17 protein-coding genes are annotated in these 20,054 nt (G+C 67.8%); 11 read left to right on the top strand and 6 right to left on the bottom strand.

Annotated features, from left to right (window positions below; genetic code table 11):
* The first annotated feature begins 316 nt into the window (after positions 1-316).
* Positions 317-1,111, top strand: a complete 795-nt coding sequence (locus CEG14_RS18705; protein ID WP_094827907.1) for a class II aldolase/adducin family protein — start codon at positions 317-319, stop codon at positions 1,109-1,111.
* Here CEG14_RS18705 and CEG14_RS18700 read toward each other — a convergent pair.
* Entirely contained in the window at positions 1,099-2,001 is a 903-nt protein-coding gene (locus CEG14_RS18700) for a LysR family transcriptional regulator (protein WP_306437038.1), read from the bottom strand. The two genes, CEG14_RS18705 and CEG14_RS18700, sit on opposite strands and share 13 nt — an antisense overlap.
* Before the next feature lie 103 nt (positions 2,002-2,104).
* Complete coding sequence (locus tag CEG14_RS18695) at positions 2,105-2,707, bottom strand: transglycosylase SLT domain-containing protein (RefSeq protein WP_094827906.1); 603 nt, start codon at positions 2,705-2,707, stop codon at positions 2,105-2,107.
* A gap of 415 nt (positions 2,708-3,122) precedes the next feature.
* On the opposite strand from CEG14_RS18695, the gene CEG14_RS18690 reads away from it, so the two are divergent.
* On the top strand, positions 3,123-5,315 hold the full coding sequence (locus CEG14_RS18690; protein ID WP_094827905.1) for a TonB-dependent receptor: 2,193 nt from the start codon (positions 3,123-3,125) through the stop codon (positions 5,313-5,315).
* Between the two features lie 160 nt (positions 5,316-5,475).
* Here the strand turns inward: CEG14_RS18690 and acnB are convergent, their stop codons facing one another.
* The gene (gene acnB / locus CEG14_RS18685; protein WP_094827904.1) at positions 5,476-8,067 is read right to left on the bottom strand and encodes a bifunctional aconitate hydratase 2/2-methylisocitrate dehydratase; all 2,592 of its coding nucleotides are present in this window, start codon (positions 8,065-8,067) and stop codon (positions 5,476-5,478) included.
* Between the two features lie 225 nt (positions 8,068-8,292).
* Between acnB and CEG14_RS18680 the strand changes: the two genes are divergently transcribed.
* From CEG14_RS18680 to CEG14_RS18650, 7 genes are all read left to right on the top strand, one after another.
* On the top strand, positions 8,293-8,901 hold the full coding sequence (locus CEG14_RS18680) for a 3'-5' exonuclease (RefSeq protein WP_094827903.1): 609 nt from the start codon (positions 8,293-8,295) through the stop codon (positions 8,899-8,901).
* 21 nt (positions 8,902-8,922) lie between these two features.
* Complete coding sequence (locus CEG14_RS18675) at positions 8,923-9,273, top strand: nucleotide pyrophosphohydrolase (protein WP_094827902.1); 351 nt, start codon at positions 8,923-8,925, stop codon at positions 9,271-9,273.
* 72 nt (positions 9,274-9,345) lie between these two features.
* Complete coding sequence (locus CEG14_RS18670; RefSeq protein WP_094827901.1) at positions 9,346-9,642, top strand: YciI-like protein; 297 nt, start codon at positions 9,346-9,348, stop codon at positions 9,640-9,642.
* A 132-nt stretch (positions 9,643-9,774) separates the two neighbouring features.
* The gene (locus tag CEG14_RS18665) at positions 9,775-10,668 is read left to right on the top strand and encodes an EamA family transporter (RefSeq protein ID WP_094827900.1); all 894 of its coding nucleotides are present in this window, start codon (positions 9,775-9,777) and stop codon (positions 10,666-10,668) included.
* Complete coding sequence (locus CEG14_RS18660; protein ID WP_094827899.1) at positions 10,665-11,450, top strand: sulfite exporter TauE/SafE family protein; 786 nt, start codon at positions 10,665-10,667, stop codon at positions 11,448-11,450. Before CEG14_RS18665 ends, CEG14_RS18660 begins: the two co-directional genes overlap by 4 nt.
* A 308-nt stretch (positions 11,451-11,758) precedes the next feature.
* Entirely contained in the window at positions 11,759-12,211 is a 453-nt protein-coding gene (locus CEG14_RS18655) for a hypothetical protein (protein WP_094827898.1), read from the top strand.
* Positions 12,212-12,262: 51 nt separating this feature from the next.
* Positions 12,263-12,901, top strand: coding sequence for a hypothetical protein (locus CEG14_RS18650; protein ID WP_256985835.1), 639 nt, complete (start codon positions 12,263-12,265; stop codon positions 12,899-12,901).
* Between the two features lie 139 nt (positions 12,902-13,040).
* Here CEG14_RS18650 and CEG14_RS18645 read toward each other — a convergent pair whose 3' ends face one another.
* Both CEG14_RS18645 and CEG14_RS18640 read right to left on the bottom strand, forming a co-directional pair.
* A complete protein-coding gene (locus tag CEG14_RS18645; protein WP_094827897.1) occupies positions 13,041-15,515 on the bottom strand; it encodes a DUF3772 domain-containing protein in 2,475 nt (824 codons plus the stop codon).
* 172 nt (positions 15,516-15,687) lie between these two features.
* Positions 15,688-16,611: a LysR family transcriptional regulator gene (locus tag CEG14_RS18640; RefSeq protein ID WP_094827896.1), complete on the bottom strand. Its 924-nt coding sequence runs from the start codon at positions 16,609-16,611 to the stop codon at positions 15,688-15,690.
* A gap of 234 nt (positions 16,612-16,845) precedes the next feature.
* On the opposite strand from CEG14_RS18640, the gene CEG14_RS18635 reads away from it, so the two are divergent.
* Entirely contained in the window at positions 16,846-18,360 is a 1,515-nt protein-coding gene (locus CEG14_RS18635; RefSeq protein ID WP_094827895.1) for an acetyl-CoA hydrolase/transferase family protein, read from the top strand.
* A gap of 153 nt (positions 18,361-18,513) precedes the next feature.
* On the opposite strand, the gene CEG14_RS18630 is transcribed toward CEG14_RS18635, so the two are convergent.
* On the bottom strand, positions 18,514-19,431 hold the full coding sequence (locus tag CEG14_RS18630; RefSeq protein ID WP_143277243.1) for a LysR substrate-binding domain-containing protein: 918 nt from the start codon (positions 19,429-19,431) through the stop codon (positions 18,514-18,516).
* A 99-nt stretch (positions 19,432-19,530) separates the two neighbouring features.
* On the opposite strand from CEG14_RS18630, the gene CEG14_RS18625 reads away from it, so the two are divergent.
* Positions 19,531-19,770: a hypothetical protein gene (locus CEG14_RS18625; protein ID WP_094827894.1), complete on the top strand. Its 240-nt coding sequence runs from the start codon at positions 19,531-19,533 to the stop codon at positions 19,768-19,770.
* The last annotated feature ends 284 nt before the right edge of the window (positions 19,771-20,054 follow it).

Below are 20,054 nucleotides of genomic sequence, written 5' to 3'. Positions count from 1 at the left end.
CATGGGTGTTGACCGCGTAAAACCGCCATTTTGTGGCGTTTCCGCGCGTTTGTCATTGTAGGCTTCGAGGGCAGTGCCGTGGGTGTCTTGTATCTTATATAAGACTTGAACGACACGTCAAAGTTCCGCCCGCGCGACGCCTCCTGCTTCGCCCTCCGTTGTACCAAGAATCTCTGACATCCGGCTTGTCGGGCGTCATGGATGCGCGCGAGGCTGCGATGGCTGGAAACGCGGCGTTCGAAATCCGTCATGCCCGGCCCGCGCGCGGCTCGCTAGCATCGTGTCATACCCCTGACACAACGAGGTTCAACGGCTCATGACGCAACCCCTTCCGCACCAGCTGCGCATTCCTTCCATGCAGGGACAATGTTCCGAGGCCGAGTGGCAGGCGCGCATCGATCTGGCCGCCTGCTATCGCCTGGTGGCGCACTACGGCATGTCGGACATGATCGCCAATCACATTTCGTTGAGGGTGCCGGGCGAGCAAGGCGCGTTCCTGATCAACGCCTACGGCCTGCTCTACGAAGAGATCACCGCCTCCAGCCTCATCAAGATCGACCACGACGGCAACGTGCTGGCGGCGCCCGATTTCGGCGCGCTGAAGTACGGCGTGAACAAGGCCGGCTTCGTGATCCATTCGGCCGTGCACGAGGCCCGGCCGGAGGTCGATTGCGTGATCCACACGCACACCTGGGCCGGCATGGCGGTGTCGTCGCTGGCCTGCGGCCTGCTACCGCTGAATCAGACCTCGCTGCGCTTCCTGCGCATCGGCTATCACGACTACGAGGGCGTGGTGCTCGACACGCGCGAACAGGCCTCGCTGGTGGCCGACCTGGGCGCCGGCGAGGCGCTGATCCTGCGCAACCATGGCCTGCTCACCGTGGGCCGCACGATCGGCGAGGCCTTCAACTGGATGCATCGGCTCGAGGTGTCGTGCCGCGCGCAGCTGGCGGCCATGGCGTGCAACATGCCGCTGTCCGCGCTGTCGCCCGAGATCCAGGAGGCCACCTGGAATCAATACCAGCCCGGCACGCGCCGCCCGTATGGCCAGATGGAATGGCCCGCGCTGCTGCGCCTGTGCGACCGCCTCGATCCTTCCTATCGCACCTGACCGGGCGCCTGGTGGCGCAGGCACTGCAGCAGGGCCTGCGCCGACGGCCGCAGATGCGCGGGATCGCGCACACAGACGAAGAACTGGCGCTCGGCCCACGCGTCGCGCAGCGCCACCTTCGCCAGGCCCAGCAGGCCCAGATAGGTGTCGGCGATCAGCTCCGGCAAGACGCCGATGCCCAGCCCTTCGCGGATCATGCGGCAGCGTGCCTCGTAGTTGGCCACCTGCACCTTGACGTTGAGCGGCCCGGACAGACTGGCGCCCACCAGTTCGAGAAAGGCTTCGAAGGAGTGGCGCGGGAAATAGCCCAGGAAATCGTAGCTGCGCGCCTCCTCGAGGAACACCGGCCCGCGGCCCGCCAGCGGATGGTCGATCGGCGTGACCAGCACCACCCGGTCGGTGCGATAGGGGTGCGAGGTCACACCGGGGGCGGCCCCGCTGGCGTGATAGATGCCGATGTCCACCTCCTGGTCGGACACCAGGCGCGGGATGTCGCCGCTGTAGGCCTCGACCAGATCGACGCGCGCACGCGGCTCGATCCGGCCGTAGTCGCGCAGGTCGGCGGGCAGGAACTGCACGATGGCGGAACGATTGGCGGCCAGCCGCAGCTTCGGGATGCCGTCGGGGGCGTAGTCGACGCAGAGGTCTTCGAGCGACCGCACGCTCTGCAGGATGGCGCGCGCCTTGTGATACAGGGCGGCGCCGGCCGCCGTGGGCTCCACGCCGCGGTTGTGCCGCGCCAGCAGGGTGGTGCCGACCTGGCGTTCGAGCTCGACGATGCGCTTGCTCGCGGCCGAGGCCACCAGGTTCTCGCGTTCGGCGGCGCGCGCCAGGCTGCGTTCTTCGATGGCGGCCACCAGCATCTGCAGCGCCGCGATATCTATTTTCATGGGCGCTCCGTTGCGGGCTGCCTTCAGGTCTCCGGCTGGCAGTATAGGGAGCGCCGCGACGCGCGGCCATGGGGAAAAGCCCGCGCGAGCGGGCGCCGCGTCTTCAGAAGAACCAGCCGCCCCGGGTCAGCTCGCGTTCGCACTGCTTGTATTGCGCGCCGAAGCGTTCGGCGCGCGCCTGCACCTGCTGCGACACGCGCTTGAGCCAGGCCTTGCGGTCGTAGCTGCGGTTCTTGTAGCCCGTCCAGCCCTCGTGGTAGTTCAGGTACTGGCCATACGCATCCCACTTGGAGATGCCGTTGATGCGCTGGGTCTTGCTCATGTACCAGCCCATGAAGTCGAGCGCGTCGCCGAAGTTGTCGCGGCTCGAGAACCAGCCGCCCGCCTCGCGCTTGTAGTCGGCCCAGGTCTCGTCCTTGGCCTGCGCATAGCCGTAGGCCGAGCTCACGCGGCCCCAGGGAATGAAGCCCAAAAAGTAGTAGCGCGGGGGCAGGGCGTCGTGCCGGAAGCTCGACTCCTGGTACATCATCGCGATCGGCACATTCACCGGCGCGCCCCATTTCTTCTGCACCCGCAGCGCGGCGTCGTGCCAGTCGGGCTTCTCGCGGAAGATCGCGCAGATGTTCTCGGGGTTCGCGGGCGGCGCGGTGGAGGCACAACCCGTCAGGGCAAGCGCGGCCACCAGCGTCGGCAGGGCGGCTCGCATGGCTTTCCTCGGGTCGACTAGGGCTCGGGGACGCATGCTGCGCCCGGTCCTCATTCTATACGTCCGCGAAACGACTGGTTACGCTGACCTCAGGGTCGGTAACTTATTGCGGTTATCGCGGATTAAGAGGGAAATATTGCTTTCAGCATGGCGTAAGTCGTGGTTTTGTTGCAACGACTACGACTGATTTGCGGTTGTTACAAGAATGATAATGATTCCTGATAGCTAAAATGCGCTTGGATCGTTGCGCAATGGTCCGGAAAGCAGGGTGCGCCGGTGGCGCCCGGGCGTCGCGCCGCACGCGGCCATCGCCCCCTTTCCCACAGCGCATCCGCCACGCGCCCGCCGCGCGGCATCTATCGAAAAAATGGCGCGGCCTCGTCCTGGTCGCCGCGTCCACGGGAATCCTCCACGCATGAAAAAACAGAATCTCGCATGGCTGGCCGCAGTGCTGCCCTGGTACGTGATCGCGGCGCAGGCGCAGACCGCCGCCCCGGCCACGGACGACTCCGTCACGCTCAACGCCGTCAAGGTCGAGGCCAGCGCCGACGCCTCGGCCAGCGGCCTGGCCGCGCCCTTCGCCGGGGGCCAGGTGGCCACCGGCTCGCGCATCGGCATCCTCGGCACCCGCAGCAACCTCGAGACCCCGTTCTCCACCACCGCCTACACCAACGAACTGATCCAGGACAAGCAGGCCCACGGCGTCGGCGACGTGCTGCAGAACGACCCCGGCGTGCGCGTCGCGCGCGGCTTCGGCAACTTCCAGGAGTCGTACTTCATCCGCGGCTTCCTGACGAACTCGGACGACATTGCATACAACGGCCTCTATAGCCTGTTGCCGCGTCAGTACATCGCCACCGAGCTGTTTGAACGTGTTGAAGTGACCCGAGGCGCGTCCGCGTTTTTGAATGGCGCGACCCCTAACGGTGGCGGAATCGGCGGCATCATCAACCTCGTGCCCAAGCGGGCGCCGAATGAGCCGCTCACTCGCTTTACGACGAGCGTGGGCAGTGGCGGTCAGGTCGGTGTGGCCGCGGACATCGCTCGCCGGTTCGGTCCCGACGATAGCACTGGCATTCGTATTAACCTGGCCAATCGAAGCGGCGGCACTGGCATCGATGACGAACACGCTCGTACCAGCGTGGGTTCTGTGGGCCTTGATTGGCGATCCGCCGATGTGCGCTTGTCGGCCGATATTGGCTGGCAAGAAAACAAACTGAAACGCACGCGCACCAACGTGACCGTGCCGCGCACCGCTACTCACGTCCCGGATGCACCCGACGCCAGTTCGAACTGGGCTCAGCCTTGGTCATATTCGAATGAGCGCGACGTATTCGGTACGTTGCGCGCCGAATACGATCTCAACGACAGCATCACGACGTGGGCCGCGTATGGGTTCCGTCGCAGCGACGAGCGCAACTCGCTGGCAAACTTGACGTTGACCAACACGCAGACCGGTGCGGGCACCTTCAGCAGGTTCGACAATGCCCGTGAGGACAGTGTCAATACGGGCGAAGTGGGCGCCCGCGCCAAACTCCAGACTGGCCCGGTCAGCCATCAATTCGTTGTCTCGGCGGCCTATTTTCAGCTCAAGAAGGACAATGCGTACGCGACCGCCGCAGCCCGGCCCACCAATCTTTACAACCCCGTCACTTACTATGACGCGCCGGCGCTGGGCGGGTCGTTCAACGATCTGAACGATCCTGCGTTGCAGGGCAGAATCCGCACGACGAGCGTCGCCGTGGGTGACACGCTGGGGTTCTTCGACGATACGTTGCTGGTGACGGCCGGCATCCGGCATCAACAGCTGACGAGCCGCAATTACGCGTACAACTCGGGCAAAGAAACCAGTGCCTACGACGCAAGCAAGAACACGCCGGCAGCGGGCATCGTGTTCAAGCTGACGCCGAACGTGTCGCTCTACGGCAATTACATCGAGGCTCTGGTGGCGGGTGAAACGGCCCCGGCGCTGTTCAACAACCAGGACGTCGTTAACGCGGGTCAGTCGCTCGCGCCGTATGTGTCGAAACAGAAGGAAATCGGCATCAAGTATGAGGGCGGCGGAGTCGGTGCCGGACTGGCATTGTTCTCGACGGATCGCCCACGCGCATTCGTTGACGAGAATCTCGTGTTCCAGAAGGGTGGAAAGGATCGCCATCAAGGAGCCGAGTTGACGGTATATGGCGAAGCGACGCGCACCGTTCGCGTGCTCGGCGGTTTGACCTGGCTCGATGCCACGCAACGCTCGACTGGCAATTCCGCAATCGACGGCAATCGCGTGATCGGCGTGCCGCGATTTCAAGCCAATATGGGGGTGGAATGGGACATCCCGGGTGTGGACGGTCTGACGGTGGATGGTCGAGTCGTCTACACCGGGTCGACTTACGCCAACGACACCAACACGCTCAAAGTGCCGGGCTGGACTCGCTTCGATGCCGGCCTGCGCTACATGATGGATGTCCAGGGCCACTTGGTAACGCTGCGTGCGCGTGTCGACAACATCGCCAATCGCAATTACTGGGCTTCGGTCGGCGGTTACCCGGGGCAGGGCTATCTCGTGCTCGGCGGTCCCCGCACCTTCTCCCTGTCGGCCTCGATGGAATTCTGATTCCTTCCCGCCAGGAAAAAACCCGCGCGATTTCGCGCGGGTTTTTTTACGCCCGCGTGCCCGTTGCCATGCGCGCCGGACCCGCAAACAAAAACCCCCGCGACTCGCATCGCGGGGGGTCTGGCAGGCCCGCTTGCGCGGGCCGGGATCCAGCCGGACCTTACACCTCGATCACGTCGGCCACATCCTTGTAGTCGGCGATCTTGTCGAAGTTCAGGTATTGGTAGATCTGGTCGCCGCTCTTGTTGATGACGCCCATGTCGGCCATGTACTCGTCCTTGGTCGGGATGCGACCCAGGCGCGAGCAGATGGCGGCCAGTTCGGCCGAGCCCAGATACACGTTGGTGTTCTTGCCCAGACGGTTGGGGAAGTTGCGGGTGCTGGTCGACATCACCGTGGCGCCTTCGCGGACCTGGGCCTGGTTGCCCATGCACAGCGAGCAGCCCGGCATTTCGGTGCGGGCACCGGCCGTGCCGAACACGCCGTAGTGGCCTTCCTCGGTGAGCTGGGCCGCGTCCATCTTGGTCGGCGGGGCAACCCACAGCTTGACCGGGATGTCGCGCTTGCCTTCGAGCAGCTTGGAGGCCGCGCGGAAGTGACCGATGTTGGTCATGCAGCTGCCGATGAACACTTCGTCGATCTTGGCGCCGGCCACGTCCGACAGCGTCTTCACGTCGTCGGGGTCGTTCGGGCACGCCACGATGGGCTCGTGGATGTCGGCCAGGTCGATCTCGATGACGGCGGCGTACTCGGCGTCGGCATCGGGCTGCAGCAGCTGGGGATCGGCCAGCCAGGCTTCCATGGCCTTGATGCGGCGGGCGATCGAACGCTCGTCTTCGTAGCCGTTGGCGATCATCCACTTCAGCATCACGATGTTGCTGTTGATGTATTCGATGATCGGTTCTTTGTTCAGGTGCACCGTGCAGCCGGCGGCCGAGCGTTCGGCCGAGGCGTCGGACAGCTCGAATGCCTGTTCGACCTTCAGGTCGGGCAGACCTTCGATTTCGAGGATGCGGCCGGAGAAGATGTTCTTCTTGCCCTGCTTGGCCACGGTCAGCATGCCCTGCTGGATGGCATAGAGCGGGATCGCGTTGACCAGGTCACGCAGCGTGACGCCGGGCTGCATCTTGCCCTTGAAGCGCACCAGCACCGATTCCGGCATGTCCAGCGGCATCACGCCGGTGGCGGCGGCGAAGGCGACCAGGCCCGAACCGGCCGGGAACGAAATGCCGATCGGGAAGCGGGTGTGCGAGTCGCCGCCGGTGCCGACCGTGTCGGGCAGCAGCATGCGGTTGAGCCACGAGTGGATCACGCCGTCGCCCGGACGCAGCGAAATGCCGCCGCGGGTGCTGATGAACTGGGGCAGCGTGTGGTGCGTCTTCACGTCCACGGGCTTGGGGTAGGCGGCCGTGTGGCAGAACGACTGCATCACGAGGTCGGCCGAGAAGCCCAGGCACGCCAGGTCCTTCAGCTCGTCGCGGGTCATCGGGCCGGTGGTGTCCTGGCTGCCGACCGAGGTCATCTTCGGTTCGCAGTAGGTGCCCGGGCGGATGCCCTGGCCTTCCGGCAGGCCGCAGGCGCGGCCGACCATCTTCTGGGCCAGCGAGAAGCCGCGGCCGCTGTCGGCCGGGTTCTTCGGCAGGCGGAACAGGGTCGAGGGCGCCAGGCCGAGGGCCTCGCGGGCCTTGGCGGTGAGGCCGCGGCCGATGATCAGCGGAATGCGGCCACCGGCGCGCACTTCGTCGAACAGCACGTCCGACTTCACTTCGAATTCGGAGATGACTTCGCCGTTCTTCAGGGCCTTGCCCTCATAGGGGCGCAGCTCGACCACGTCGCCCATTTCCATCTTGGAAACGTCGAGTTCGATCGGCAGGGCGCCGGCGTCTTCCATGGTGTTGTAGAAGATCGGGGCGATCTTGCTGCCCAGGCACACGCCGCCGAAACGCTTGTTCGGCACGAAGGGGATGTCTTCGCCGGTGAACCACAGCACCGAGTTGGTGGCCGACTTGCGCGAGGAGCCGGTGCCCACCACGTCGCCCACGTAGGCGACCAGATGGCCCTTTTCCTTGAGCGATTCGATGAACTTGATCGGACCGCGCTTGCCGTCTTCCTCCGGCTCGAACGCGGCGCCGTCGCGCTTGTTCTTCAGCATCGCCAGGGCGTGCATCGGAATGTCGGGGCGCGTGGTGGCGTCGGGGGCGGGCGACAGGTCGTCGGTGTTGGTTTCGCCGGGCACCTTGAAGACCGTGATGGTCATGCTTTCGGGCACTTCCGGACGGCTGGTGAACCACTCGGCATCGGCCCAGCTCTGCAGCACGGCGCGCGCGTTGGCGTTGCCCTTGTCGGCCTTTTCCTTCACGTCGTGGAAGGCGTCGAACATCAACAGGGTTTTCTTCAGGGCTTCGGCAGCGACGGTGCCGACTTCAGCGTCATCGAGCAGTTCGATCAGCGGGCCAATGTTGTAGCCGCCGAGCATGGTGCCCAGCAGTTCGGTCGCCTTGGCGCGGCTGATCAGTGCACACGATTCCTTGCCCAGGGCCACGGCGGCCAGGTAGGAGGCCTTGACCTTGGCGGCGTCGTCCACGCCGGCGGGCACGCGGTGGGTCAGCAGGTCCAGCAGGAATTGCTCTTCCCCGGCCGGCGGGCTCTTCAGCAATTCGATCAGATCGGCGGTTTGTTGGGCCGAGAGGGGCAGCGGGGGGATACCCAGCGCCGCGCGTTCGGCCACGTGTTTGCGATACGTTTCCAGCATGAGGAGCCTGCGTAAAGTCGGGTTGGAAGAAGGGTTCGTGGCAGCGATTGTAGAGGCAAGGGCCCCCGGCTAGCAAATGTCTTATATCTTATATAAGACTTGGCAAGCGAGCGTGGTGGCGGCGCTACATTGGGGACGGATCGCGGCGCGGCGGCAGGCCCGCCCGTACAATGCGCAGGCCTGTCCGCGCCCCGCCTGGGCGCGGCCAAAATTCACCGCCGCCGCATGACTTACTTCCGCCGCTCGCGCTCGCCCGCCTCCTCCGCAACCCCGCGTCCGTCGGCGCGCGCCGCCGCCCCGCTGACGGCGGCGCTGGCCGCGCTCGAAGGCCCGTTCTGGGTCGCCGACCTGGAAACCACCGGCCTGTCCGCCGCGAGCTGCGAGATCCTCGAGTTTGCCGCGGTCTCCGTGTCGGCCGCCGGCCAGATCGAGCGCGAGTTCTCGCGCGTGGTGCGCGTGGGCGCGCCGGTGCCATCCTTCATTTCGCGGCTCACCGGCATCTCGCAGCGCGAGGTCGACCGCGACGGCCTGCCCGTCATGCAGGCCTTCGACGAGTTCCTGGGCTTTATCGAGGGCGGCCCGGTGTTCTTCCACAACGCCTCGTTCGACACGCGCTTCCTGCGCGCCACCGCCGAACGGCTGGGCCGCGTGTTCGAGACGCCGATCCATTGCACGCTGCAGCTGGCGCGCCGCGCCTGGCCCGAGCTGCCCTCGCACAAGCTGGGCCTGCTCGCGAGCCACATCGGTGCGAGCGAGCCGACCCACCGGGCCCTGGCCGACGTGCGCACCACGGTGGCCGTGGCGCTGGCTGCGCGCCAGCGCCTGGCGGCCTGAGCCGTGTCCGGAGAAACCGCCATGTCCGATCTGCAGCGCATCAGGGCGGCCGTGCGCCGCTTCACCGCCGAACGCGCGTGGGAGCCGTTCCACAGCCCCAAGAATCTCGCCATGGCCCTGGCCGGCGAGGCGGGCGAGCTGGTGGCCGAGTTCCAGTGGCTCACCGAAGACCAGTCGCGCCAGTTGAGCGATGCGCAACGCGAGGCGGTCGCCGACGAGATCGCCGACGTGCAGCTGTATCTCGTGGCGCTGGCCGATCAGCTCGACCTCGACATCGCCCAGGCCGTGGCGCGCAAGATGGAGAAGAACGCGCTGAAGTATCCCGCCGACGCGTTCCACGGCAGCGCCCGCAAGTACGACGCAGATGCCTGACGCCCATGCTATGGTGTGGACCACGATCCGCGCACAGGCATGCGCGGGCAGTCACACCAAGGGGTAGGCCCTATGCATTTTCTGTTGATCTATCAGGTCCGGCCTGATTACGTCACGCGCCGCGCCGAGTATCGCGCCGAACACCTCGCGCTTGCGCAGCAGGCGGTGCAGCGCGGCGAGCTGGTCCTTGGCGGCGCGCTGGCCGACCCCGTCGACGGCGCGGTGCTGCTGTTCCAGGGCGAGGGCCCCGAGGCCGCCGAGGCCTTCGCGCGCGCCGATCCCTATGTCCGCCACGGGCTGGTCACGCAATGGCAGGTGCGGCGCTGGACCACCGTCGTCGGCCCCGCCGCCAGCACCCCCGTCACCTGACGCCTTACCGCGCGCTTAAACGCGCGCCTGCACGGACCCGGGCGAGTCGCTACACTCGCGTCCTCCGGGTCTCGCATTTCGTTGCGCCCACAACTTCCTCGCCGATACCGCCGCGCGCCGCGTGCAGCCATCATGCCGTTGACTCATCTGCTATTGGCCCTGTCCGTCGTCTTCATCTGGGGCACCAACTTCGTGGTCATCAAGTGGGGGCTGGCCGAGTTTCCGCCGTTCCTCTACGCCGCGCTGCGCTTTCTCTTCTCCGCCTTGCCCTGGATCTTCCTGTTCCGCCGGCCCGCGGTGCGCTGGACCTCGCTGGCCGCCGTGGGCACGCTGTTGGGCGCCGGGCAGTTCGGCCTGCTCTATTGGGCCATGCAGCACGACATCACGCCGGGCCTCGCCTCGCTGGTGGTGCAGTCGCAGGTGTTCTTCACCATCCTGATGGCGATGATGCTCAACGGCGAACGCGTCGGCACGCTGCAGGTGCTGGCGTTGCTGCTCGCGGTGAGCGGCTACGGTGTGGTCGCCTGGCATACGGGCGCCGACCCCGCCGCGGCCGTCACGCTCGCCGGACTGGCCCTGGTGCTGGCGGCCGCCTTCTGCTGGGCCTGCGCCAACACGGTGGTGCGCTACGCCGGGCGGGTGAACGCCGCCGCCTTCATGGTCTGGGCCAGCCTCTACGCGGTGGTGCCCACCAGCCTCATCAGCCTGTTCGTCGAGGGGCCCGCACGGATCGCGCAGGCCCTCACCCATGCCAGCTGGCTCGGCTGGTCCACCGTGCTGTGGCAGGCGCTGGGCAACACCGTGTTCGGCTTCGGCGCGTGGAACTGGCTGCTCGCGCGGCACCCGGCCGCCACCGTGGCGCCCACCGCGCTGCTGGTGCCGGTGTTCGGCATGGTGTCCTCGGCCTGGCTGCTCTCGGAGGCGCTGCAGCCCTGGAAGCTGACGGCGGCTGCGCTGGTGCTGGGCGGGCTCGCGCTCAATCTCTATGCCGGTCGTCTGCGCGCGCTGATGGCGGGCCGGGCATGACCGTCTGGCAACACGTGCTGTTCCTGGCCTTCGTCGCGTTGGCCACCTATGCGCAGACCATGACGGGCTTCGCGTTCGGCCTCGTGCTGCTCGGCCTGGCGGGCCTGTTCTCGCTCGCGCCGCTGCCCGACGTCTCCAACACGGTCAGCATCCTGACCCTGATCAACGCGCTCGTGGCCATGGGCCGGGGCCGGCCCCAGGTCGACTGGGCAATGCTGCGTCCCGCGCTGCTGAGCAGCCTGGTCGGCGTCACCGCCGGCGTGTACGCGCTGGAATGGATCAGCGGCAGCATGGCCATCGTGCTGCAGTGGCTGCTCGGCCTCACCATCCTGGCCTGCGCCACCCTGCTGGTGATGCGCAGCCGCCCGCTGGAACGGGTGTCCGGCCGCGGTTCCTTCGTGTTCTTCGGCGTGATCTCGGGCGTGCTCGGCGGGCTGTTTTCCAGCGCCGGCCCGCCGATGGTCTATCACCTCTACCGCCAACCGCTGCCGCTCGCGGTGATCCGCAACAGCCTGCTGGTGCTGTTCTGCTTCAACGCCGTCCTGCGACTGTCGCTCGTGACGTGGCAGGGCTCGCTCAACGCCTCCACCTTGTGGCTGAGTCTCGAGGCCCTGCCGATCGTGGTCGGCCTGACCTGGGTGGTGCGCCGCTACGCGACCGCCGACTCGATGCGCGCGGTCAAGCGCATGGTGTTCGTGCTGCTCATCGCGGCCGGCTGCGGGCTGCTGGTGCCGGCCTCCCTGCACCTTTGGGCGATGTACGGCACGCCCCTGAGCCAATAGACGCAGTCCGCGTCGCCCCACCAACGATGTAATCCGCGCGCGCCGGCGTTCATGCTTACGCCCGGCCGCGTCGGGCCCGTGCCGCACGCACCTCGTCCTTCGGTGCGACCCCCTGCCGGCCGACCCTACGCCGTTTGACCCGGTCCACCGTTTAGCGGATTTTTCAGGCGCGGCGCGCCGCGCAATCTATGCCTCACCGGCACCGGAGAGAAGAGGCGAACAAGGCCCGCTCTCCGGGTCCGGACCGGTCCGGACCGGCATTCCGGCAAGCGTGGTCCGTCGCGTCACGGACACAGGGAGGCAGTGAAATGAAAAAGCTCGCAACTTTCGCAGTGCTGTCGTTGGCCGTCGCGGCGCCCGCCGCATTCGCCGGAGGAGGCTTCGGTGGCTCGATGGGCGCCTACCAGGGCGCCGTCACCGGCTCCGTCGGCTCGATCTCGCAAGGCAACACCGTGGCTTCCAGCCAGACCATCGGCACGGGCGGCTCCTATCAACATGCCCAGGCCGGCACGGGGGGCACCGCCAGCATGTCCGGCTCGATCATGCCGAGCGGCGCCAGCGTGTCCACGTCGACGACCCAGTATTCGACGACCAAGACCTCGGGCATGACGTGGGGCAATGCGCCGGGAATGGTGAACGGTTCGATTGCCAACGGTGCCGGCGCCTACGGCAACACCGATACGGCCGCGGCTGCGCAGGGCGCGTTCCAGATGGGTGTGATCGGCGGCTTCGGCAGCTTCGGCGGCTTCGGCCACCACTAAGCCAACCCAGTGTTCCGGACGGCCTCGGCCGTCCGGAGCGAGGAGATCATCATGAAGACCATGATTCTCACGCTATCCCTCGCGATGCTGTCCGGCGGTGCCGTGGCCCAGACCAGCACCAGCAACGCATCGTCGACCACGAACGCCTCGGCCGGCATCAACGCCGCCGGCAACCAGCAGGGTGTGACGTTCAACAGCCGCAGCACCACGTCGGACTCCCTGCGGACCGTGCCGCCGGTGGCCGGCCAGGCCTTCTACGGCTCGTTCTCATCCGACAGCTGCATGGTGTCGGGCGGGGGCGGCGGTTCGGTCATGGGCTTCGGCATGAACCTGGCGGTACCGGTGGAAGACAGCAATTGCAGCCTGCGGCGCAACTTCGAACGCACCATGCAGGCGGCGGCGACCACCCGGGACACCGACAAGTCGCGCAGGCTCGAGACCGCGGCGGTCGATATGCTGTGCCAGACCGACAAGGCCACGCGCGCCGCGCTGTCCGCGCAGGGCCTGTGTACCAACCTGGAAGCGGTCGCCGCCGCGGCGGCAGCAGCGCCGCCGCCTCCGCCCACGGCCGCCAACACGGTGCCGACGCCGCCGCTGGCCAGCGCGCAGCCCGTGCTGCCGCCGCAGTCGCCGCGCAGGCTCCCCGATGTGGCGCGCTCGCGGATCGACGATCTGTACACGCCGGGTTGATGGCAAGGCGTGCCGGCATCGACGGGCGGGCCCGACCGTGATCCGGACACGAGGGGTGGAGACGACAGAGCGTTTGCCATCGCGGCGAACGCTTTGCCACGTTCGGGCCCGACCGGGCGATAGGCCGAGCGGGCCGGGCTCAGCGCGGCTCGGGTTCGCGCGGGTCGGCGGCCGCCTGGCTGATCGGAGCGGGCGCAATCGAGGGCTCCGCGTCGCGCAGCAGGAAGGTCGAGGGCGGCGCCATGTCCAGGCCCGCATCGGCGAGGCGTTGCAGCACGTCGAACAGGATCGCGCTGCGCACGCCATAGGCCAGGCGCGGCGAACTCACATAGCCCTTGGCGTTGAACACCAGATGGCCCGCGTCGAAGCCGTCGAGGAACACATTCGGTTCGGGCGTGGCGAGGATGTCTGCGTGCGCGGTGAAGGCATCGAGCAGCAGCTGGCGTACCTCGGCCGCGTTGCTCGACAGCGGCATCGGCAGCTTGATCTGCACCAGGCCCAGCGGATTGGCGTGCGTGACGTTGCGCACGGTCTTGGTGATGAACTCCGAATTCGGCACGATCACCGTGGAGCGGTCGCCCATCTGGATCTCGGTGGCCCGCACGTTGATGCGCAGGATGTCGCCCTCCACGCCGCCGAGCGATACCCAGTCGCCGACCTTGACCGGCCGTTCGGCCAGCAGGATCAGGCCCGAGACGAAGTTCTGCACCACCGCCTGCAAGCCGAAACCGATACCGACCGACAGCGCACTCGCGATCCACGCCACCCGTTCCAGCCCGATGCCCAGCGCGGAGAGCGCCAGCGCCACGGCGATCACCACGCCGGCGTAGCCGAACAGGGTGGCCGCCGAGATCTGCATGCCGGGGTCCAGCTCGGTGCTGGGCAGATAGCGATTGGTCAGCCAGCGCTTGAGCAGGCGCACGGCCACCAGGCTCAGCGCCAGCACCAATAGTGCCTGCACCAGCGCGCCCGGGCGCAGTTGCACCTCGCCGATCTGCAGGCCGCGGTGCAGCTGGTCGAAACGATGCGCGAGATCCGCCGGACCTTCGCCGAACGGCGCCAGCAGCAGGATGGCCGCCGTCAGGATCACCAGTACCCGGCCCACGCCGGACAGCAACACGGCCGCCTGCACGCGCACCTTGGATTGCGCGGCCTCGCCGTCCTTGGGCTGCGCGCCCGAGCCCAGCAGCGTGGAGAAGCCGTCTTCGATCAGCACCGATGCCAGATAGGCGGTGGTGAGTACCACCAGCGTCCAGAACACCTGCCGGATCACGAAGCCGCCCAGCGCGGCAAAACCGATCAGCATCGCGAGCAGGCTGAACAGCAGCAGCGCCCAGGTCACCGTGTTGATGGCGGCGATCCAGAAGGGGCGCGGCGCTGGCCGGTTCTCCTCTTCGATGAACTGGGCCTTGCGGCGCAGGCGCTCGCCGCGCAACAGAATCCAGAGCAAGGCCACGCCGAGCAGCAGGACCGCCAGGCTGTTGACCGCAATGGTCGAGGTCAGGCTGGCGTTGAGCAGCACGGGCAGGCGCTCGGCCAGCCAGACCGCGACGATGGCGGTGCCCAGGACGGCGGGCGCCCAGCGCAGGCCGCTCGCCACCTCGTCGGGGATGGCCGGCAGCCGCCACGAGGGCCGGTCGGGCGACAGCAGCGCGTAGCCCAGGCCCGTCACGTAGCCGCCGAAGCAGACCATCGCCACCAGGCCGTCGAGCAGCGCCGAGGTGTCCTCGCCGATGTCGGCGCGCCACACCAGGCCGATCTTGAACAGCTCGGCAATCAGCCCGGGCGTGGCCACCGACAGCAGCACGATCGCCACCGCGAGAAAGGAGCGGCGCAAGCGGCCCGGCGGCACGCGCGTGGCGGTCAGCCGCACCATCAACTGGCCGAACCAGTAGCGCAGCGCCAGCACGATGGCGGCCACCGCCGCGAGCGCGGCCCAGGCCCAGCCCGGCGTCGCCGCCATCATGGCGGTCACGTCCCGCCGCAGTTCGGCCAGCCGTTCCAGGTCGCGCGGCAGATCGCCGCGCAGCTCCGACCAGAACGAAGAGGACACGAAGGAATCACGCCGCTCGCCCAGGCGCGCCTGGAATTGCGTGCGGCGCAGGGTCGAAATCTGTTCCGCGGTCTGGGCCGCTTCGACCGACAGCAGGCGCGCGAGCTTGATCTGCGCGTCGAGATTGCGGTTTGACTTCTCGAGCTGTGCGCGCTGCTGCGCCACGTCGGGCGCTTCCTTGGCGCCCTCCGTCGGCTTGCCGAGCTCGGTCAGGCGCGCGGCCACGCTCGCGAGCTGCGGCGCCAGCGCCTCCGCCAGCGTGTCGGCCTTGCTCTGGATGTCCAGCGCGTCGGTGCGCCGCTGCAGCAGCTCGGCGTCGTCGGTGAGCTTGTCCAGGCCCTTGCGCAGGGCATCGATGTCCTGGCGCGCTTCGCTCAGGGCGGTTTCGGCTTCCTCCACGTTGACGGACGCGGCAGGCTGCGCGGCGGCGAGCGCGGGCCAGTCCAGCGCCACCGTCAGCGTGAGGACGAGCGCCAGCATCAGCCAGCGCAGGGCGCGGCCGGTTGCGCCGGCGCGGCGTGGGTCCGCGGCGGGCGGACGGGGCAGGGTGTTCGAGGTCATGTCAGGGTGCCCTGTCGGGCAGGGTCGATCCGGAAAACGGGGCGGGGGCATGGCCCTCCTGAGGCGGCAGCATAGCCCGGCCGGGCGCGGCCGGCATGGCCCCTTGCAACAGAATTTAACGTCGCGGCGGCCGGCGCGGCAGGCGCGGCGCTGGCCGGCCGGTGTGCATTCCTTAGCCGGCGTCGGCTGCGGGCTTGCGCGCGCGCTTGGGCGCCACGCCCAGCACGTCGCGGCAGGTGTCCAGCCAGGCCCGGCCGGCATACGACAGGTAACGATCGCGCAGCCAGATGTGACCGATCTCCCATTGCACCCCGGCGCGGGCGAGCCGCGCGGTGCTCAGGCCGCGCGTCTTCAGGCGCTGCATCAGCGGTTCGGGCAGGATCGCCGTGCCCAGCCCGGCGCCGGCCATCGCGGCGAGGAAGTCCCAGTGGGCGCTCTGCGCCGCGATGTTGGGCTCGAACCCGGCGTCCAGGCAGGCCTGTCGCAGGCGCCGGGTCAGCGCGAAATCATCGGTGGGCAGCAGCAGGGGCTCGCTCTTCAGGGCCGACAAGGGCAGGGCGGTGCGTCCCGCCCAGGGGGCCTCGGGCGCGCCGATCAGCGCGAGCGGATAGCGGCCGAATGGTTGCGTCTGCAACGGGCTCTGGGCCTGGACCGGCAGCACCGTGGCGCCGATCTCCAGCTCGCCGGCGGTGACCTGGCGTTCGACCGCCTGGCCCGTGCCTTCGCGCAGCTGCAGCCGGATCTCCGGATGGCGCAGCCGGAACTCCTGCACCACCGGGATGAAGAACAGATTGATCATCGGCGGAATGCCGACCTCGAGCTCGCCGCGGCGCAGGTCCACGGTCTCGCGCACCTCGGCATTGAGCTGGCGCATCGCGCCCAGGATGTGCAGGCCACGCTCGTACACCACCCGGCCCGTGTCGGTGGGGCGCGCGGTATGGCCGTCGCGGATCAGCAGCGGCGTGCCGATCTCCTCCTCGAGCTGCCGGATCATCTTGCTCACGGTCGATTGCGTGACGTAGAGCGTGCGCGCCGCCTGCGTGAAGCTGGCGGTGCGCACGGTTTCGACGAAATAGCGCAGGGCGCGGATATCCATGAGGGGCCGGCAAATGATGAGAAAAACGACTCGATTGCATGATTTTAAGTCATTACGTGTTTGACTCGGCCCGTTTCTATACTGCGCCCAAGTTGCCTGGTGTCCGTATCGCGGACGCGCCGGCACCTCGGATAACACCGCTGCAGACGGTGTCCGGACACAGGATGGAGATGTCGTTTCTCGCTTCGGGTCCGGACCTGGCCGCGCCGCGGTTCAAGAACCTGGAGACACGAAATGGACGTCGAACGTATCCGCCACGAAGCCCTGCGCTCGCGCATCACGACCGCCGAAGCGGCCGCGCGGCTGATCACCGATGGCATGACCGTCGGCATGAGTGGCTTCACGCGTGCCGGCGACTGTAAGGCCGTGCCGGCCGCGCTGGCCGAGCGCGCCGCCACCGAGCCGTTCAGCATCACGCTCATCACCGGCGCCTCGCTGGGCCACGATACCGACAAGCGCCTGTCCAACGCCAACGTGCTGGCGCGCCGCATGCCGTTCCAGGTCGACACGACGCTGCGTCGCAAGATCAACCAGGGCGAGGTGGCCTTCATCGATCAGCATCTGTCGGAGACGGTGGAGCAACTGCGCGCCGGCCATCTCGGCCCGATCGACGTGGCCGTGATCGAAGCGGCCGCCATCACCGAAGACGGCGGCATCGTCCCGACCATGTCGGTGGGCAACTCCGCCTCGTTCGTGGAGCAGGCCCGCACCGTCATCGTCGAGCTGAACCTGAGCGTGCCGGCCGCGATCGAAGGGCTGCACGACGTCTACGTGCCGGGCCCGCGCGGCGCGCGCGAGCCCATGGCGGTGCTGCGTCCCGAAGACCGCATCGGCACGACCTGCATCAAGGTCGATCCGGCCAAGATCGCCGCCATCGTGCTGACCGACGCGCCCGACAGCCCCTCGAATGCGTTGCCGCCCGATGAGGAAACCGCCGCCATCGCCGCGCACATCGTCGGCTTTCTCGGGGGCGAGGTCGAGGCCGGCCGCCTGACCCGTTCGCTGCTGCCGTTGCAGGCCGGCATCGGCACCATCGCCAACGCGGTGCTGCACGGTTTCGGCGAGGCGGACTTCGAGGGCCTGAGCATGTACTCCGAGGTGCTGCAGGACAGCGCGATCGAACTGCTGGACCAGGGCAAGCTCGCCTTCGCCTCGGCATCCTCGATCACCGTCTCGCGCCCGGTCTACGACCGCATCCTCGGCAATCTCGATCACTACCGCGAGCGCCTCGTGCTGCGTCCGCAGGAAATCAGCAACGCGCCGGAGATCGTGCGCCGCATGGGCGTGATCGCGATCAACACCGCCCTGGAATGCGACATCTATGGCAACGTGAACTCCACCCACGTGGGCGGCACGCACATGATGAACGGCATCGGCGGCTCCGGCGACTTCGCCCGCAATGCGCACCTCGCCATCTTCGTCACGAAGTCGATGGCCAAGAATGGCGACATCTCCAGCATCGTGCCCATGGTCGCCCACGTCGACCACAACGAGCACGACGTCGACGTGATCGTGACCGAGGTCGGCCTGGCCGACCTGCGCGGCCTCACGCCGCGCGAACGCGCCCGCGCCATCATCGCCAACTGTGTGCATCCGTCGTATCGCGATGCGCTGGCGAGCTACTTCGAGCGTGCCTGCGAGCGCGGCGGCCAGACCCCGCACCTGCTCGAGGAGGCGTTCTCCTGGCATCAGCGGTTCAACGAGACCGACTCGATGCGCGATCCGGCGCTGGCGCGCAAGGTCGCCTGAGGGGCGACCGTCGGGACGGCGTGCCGCGCCGTCCGGGGCGTGATCGCGCCACACCGGCGCCTGCGCTGCCCCCGCGCAGCTGCATGTGCATCTGCATCAGCATCTGCGCCGCATGGGGTTGTGGGGTTCCGAGCCCTGGGCCGGAACCCCGCTTCATGCCGGTCCGTGGCCGTCCAGTCGCCGCGCGGCGAGCGCGATCTCGCTCAGCAGCCAGGCGCGCAATGCCAGCAACGGCGGCCAGTCGGCCAGCTCGGGACGATAGACCAGGTGATAGGTGTGACCGCCTTCGTAGGGAATCGAGAGCGGCGACAGCTTCACCAGCTTGCCCTGGTCGAGCGCGTCCGCGGCGAGCAGTTCGCGCACGAGCGACAGCCCCATGCCTTGCTCCACGGCTTGCAGCAGCATCCCGCCATCGTTGAACACCGCCACCGGCACCACCTTCACCGGATACCCGGCCTCGCGGAACCACGCTTCCCATAGCGCCTGCTCGCCCAGCAGGGGTTCGCGGGCGATCTGCGGCGGCTCCGCGCCCGCCAGCCGCTGCGCCGCCTCGGGCGAGCCCACCAGCACCATCGGCATGGGCGACGGAAACAGCGCCTCGCTGACCAGGCCCGGCCATTGCCCCCGGCCGTAGCGCAACGCCGCATGAAAGCCCTCGCGCGGCAGATCCGCGAGCTGCTGCGAGGTCTCCACCTCCAGCAGCACCTCAGGATGCCGCTCGCGCCATCGTCCCATGCGCGGCAGCAGCCAGCGCTGCGCAAAGGAGGGCAGCGACGACACGCGCAGGCGCACGCTCTCGCCCGCGGCCGCCTCATGGGCGGCATGTACGCCCTCGTCGAGCAACGCAAGCGCCGGGGCCACCCGCGCAAGCAAGGCCCTGCCAGCCTCGTTCAGTTGGATCCCGCGCCCGGCCCGCTCGAACAACGTCAGTCCCAGCTGCGTCTCCAGATGGCGTATCTGCTGGCTCACGGCGCTATGGCTCAGGTGCAGCGTCTGCGCGGCCGCACGCAGATTTCCCGCCTCGGCCACGGCGCGGAATACGGGGAGGGTGTTCAGAGGGAGGCGGGCCATCGTTCGGTTTTCCTTACCAATATGGCCACAATATATCCATTTTCTGTGCGCAAGTGGATGGATATTCTGAACGCTCTACTCACGTCCAGGACTGTCATCATGATCGCCAAGGAGCTTTCCCTTCCGCATGCGCCCGCCGAGGCGCCGATGCCCAGCGGCCTGCGCCGCGGGATCGGGCGCCTGGCGGCCTGGTTCGCCGGCCGTTCCCGTGGCCAGTGCGCCGCAGACCTCGATCCGCACATGCTGCGCGACATGGGCCTGCCTCCCGAAGTCGACGCCTGGAGCGAGACCGAGGCGCTGCGCCGGCGCCGTTGCCTGTCGCAGCCCAACCTCTGGTGAACGGCGCCCGCCGGCCTGCCCGCGCACCCGGCCGGGGCGGCGCCGATCGATTGGCCGGGGCCCGTCGCCTCTCGCCCGCGGAACCGAGCCGGCTGCCATCCCCGCCCTGACCACCCGCGCGGCGCCCGGAGACGACGCAGAGACAGAGGCAAGGCGTTGCTATCGGGCGGCAGGTGTTTGGGCGAGGGGGCGTCTTTGTGAAGACGTGCTCCCATATGGAAAGCGGTGCGGCTATATAGACAGGGGATCTCTATATAGACAGAGGTGCTGCCATACACAGAGGC

Origin of the sequence: Bordetella genomosp. 1, assembly GCF_002261335.1 — a bacterium.
Classification (GTDB): Bacteria; Pseudomonadota; Gammaproteobacteria; order Burkholderiales; family Burkholderiaceae_B; genus Bordetella.
The sequence above is the reverse complement of the archived record's forward strand: the minus strand, read 5'-3'. Positions and strand labels throughout refer to the sequence as shown.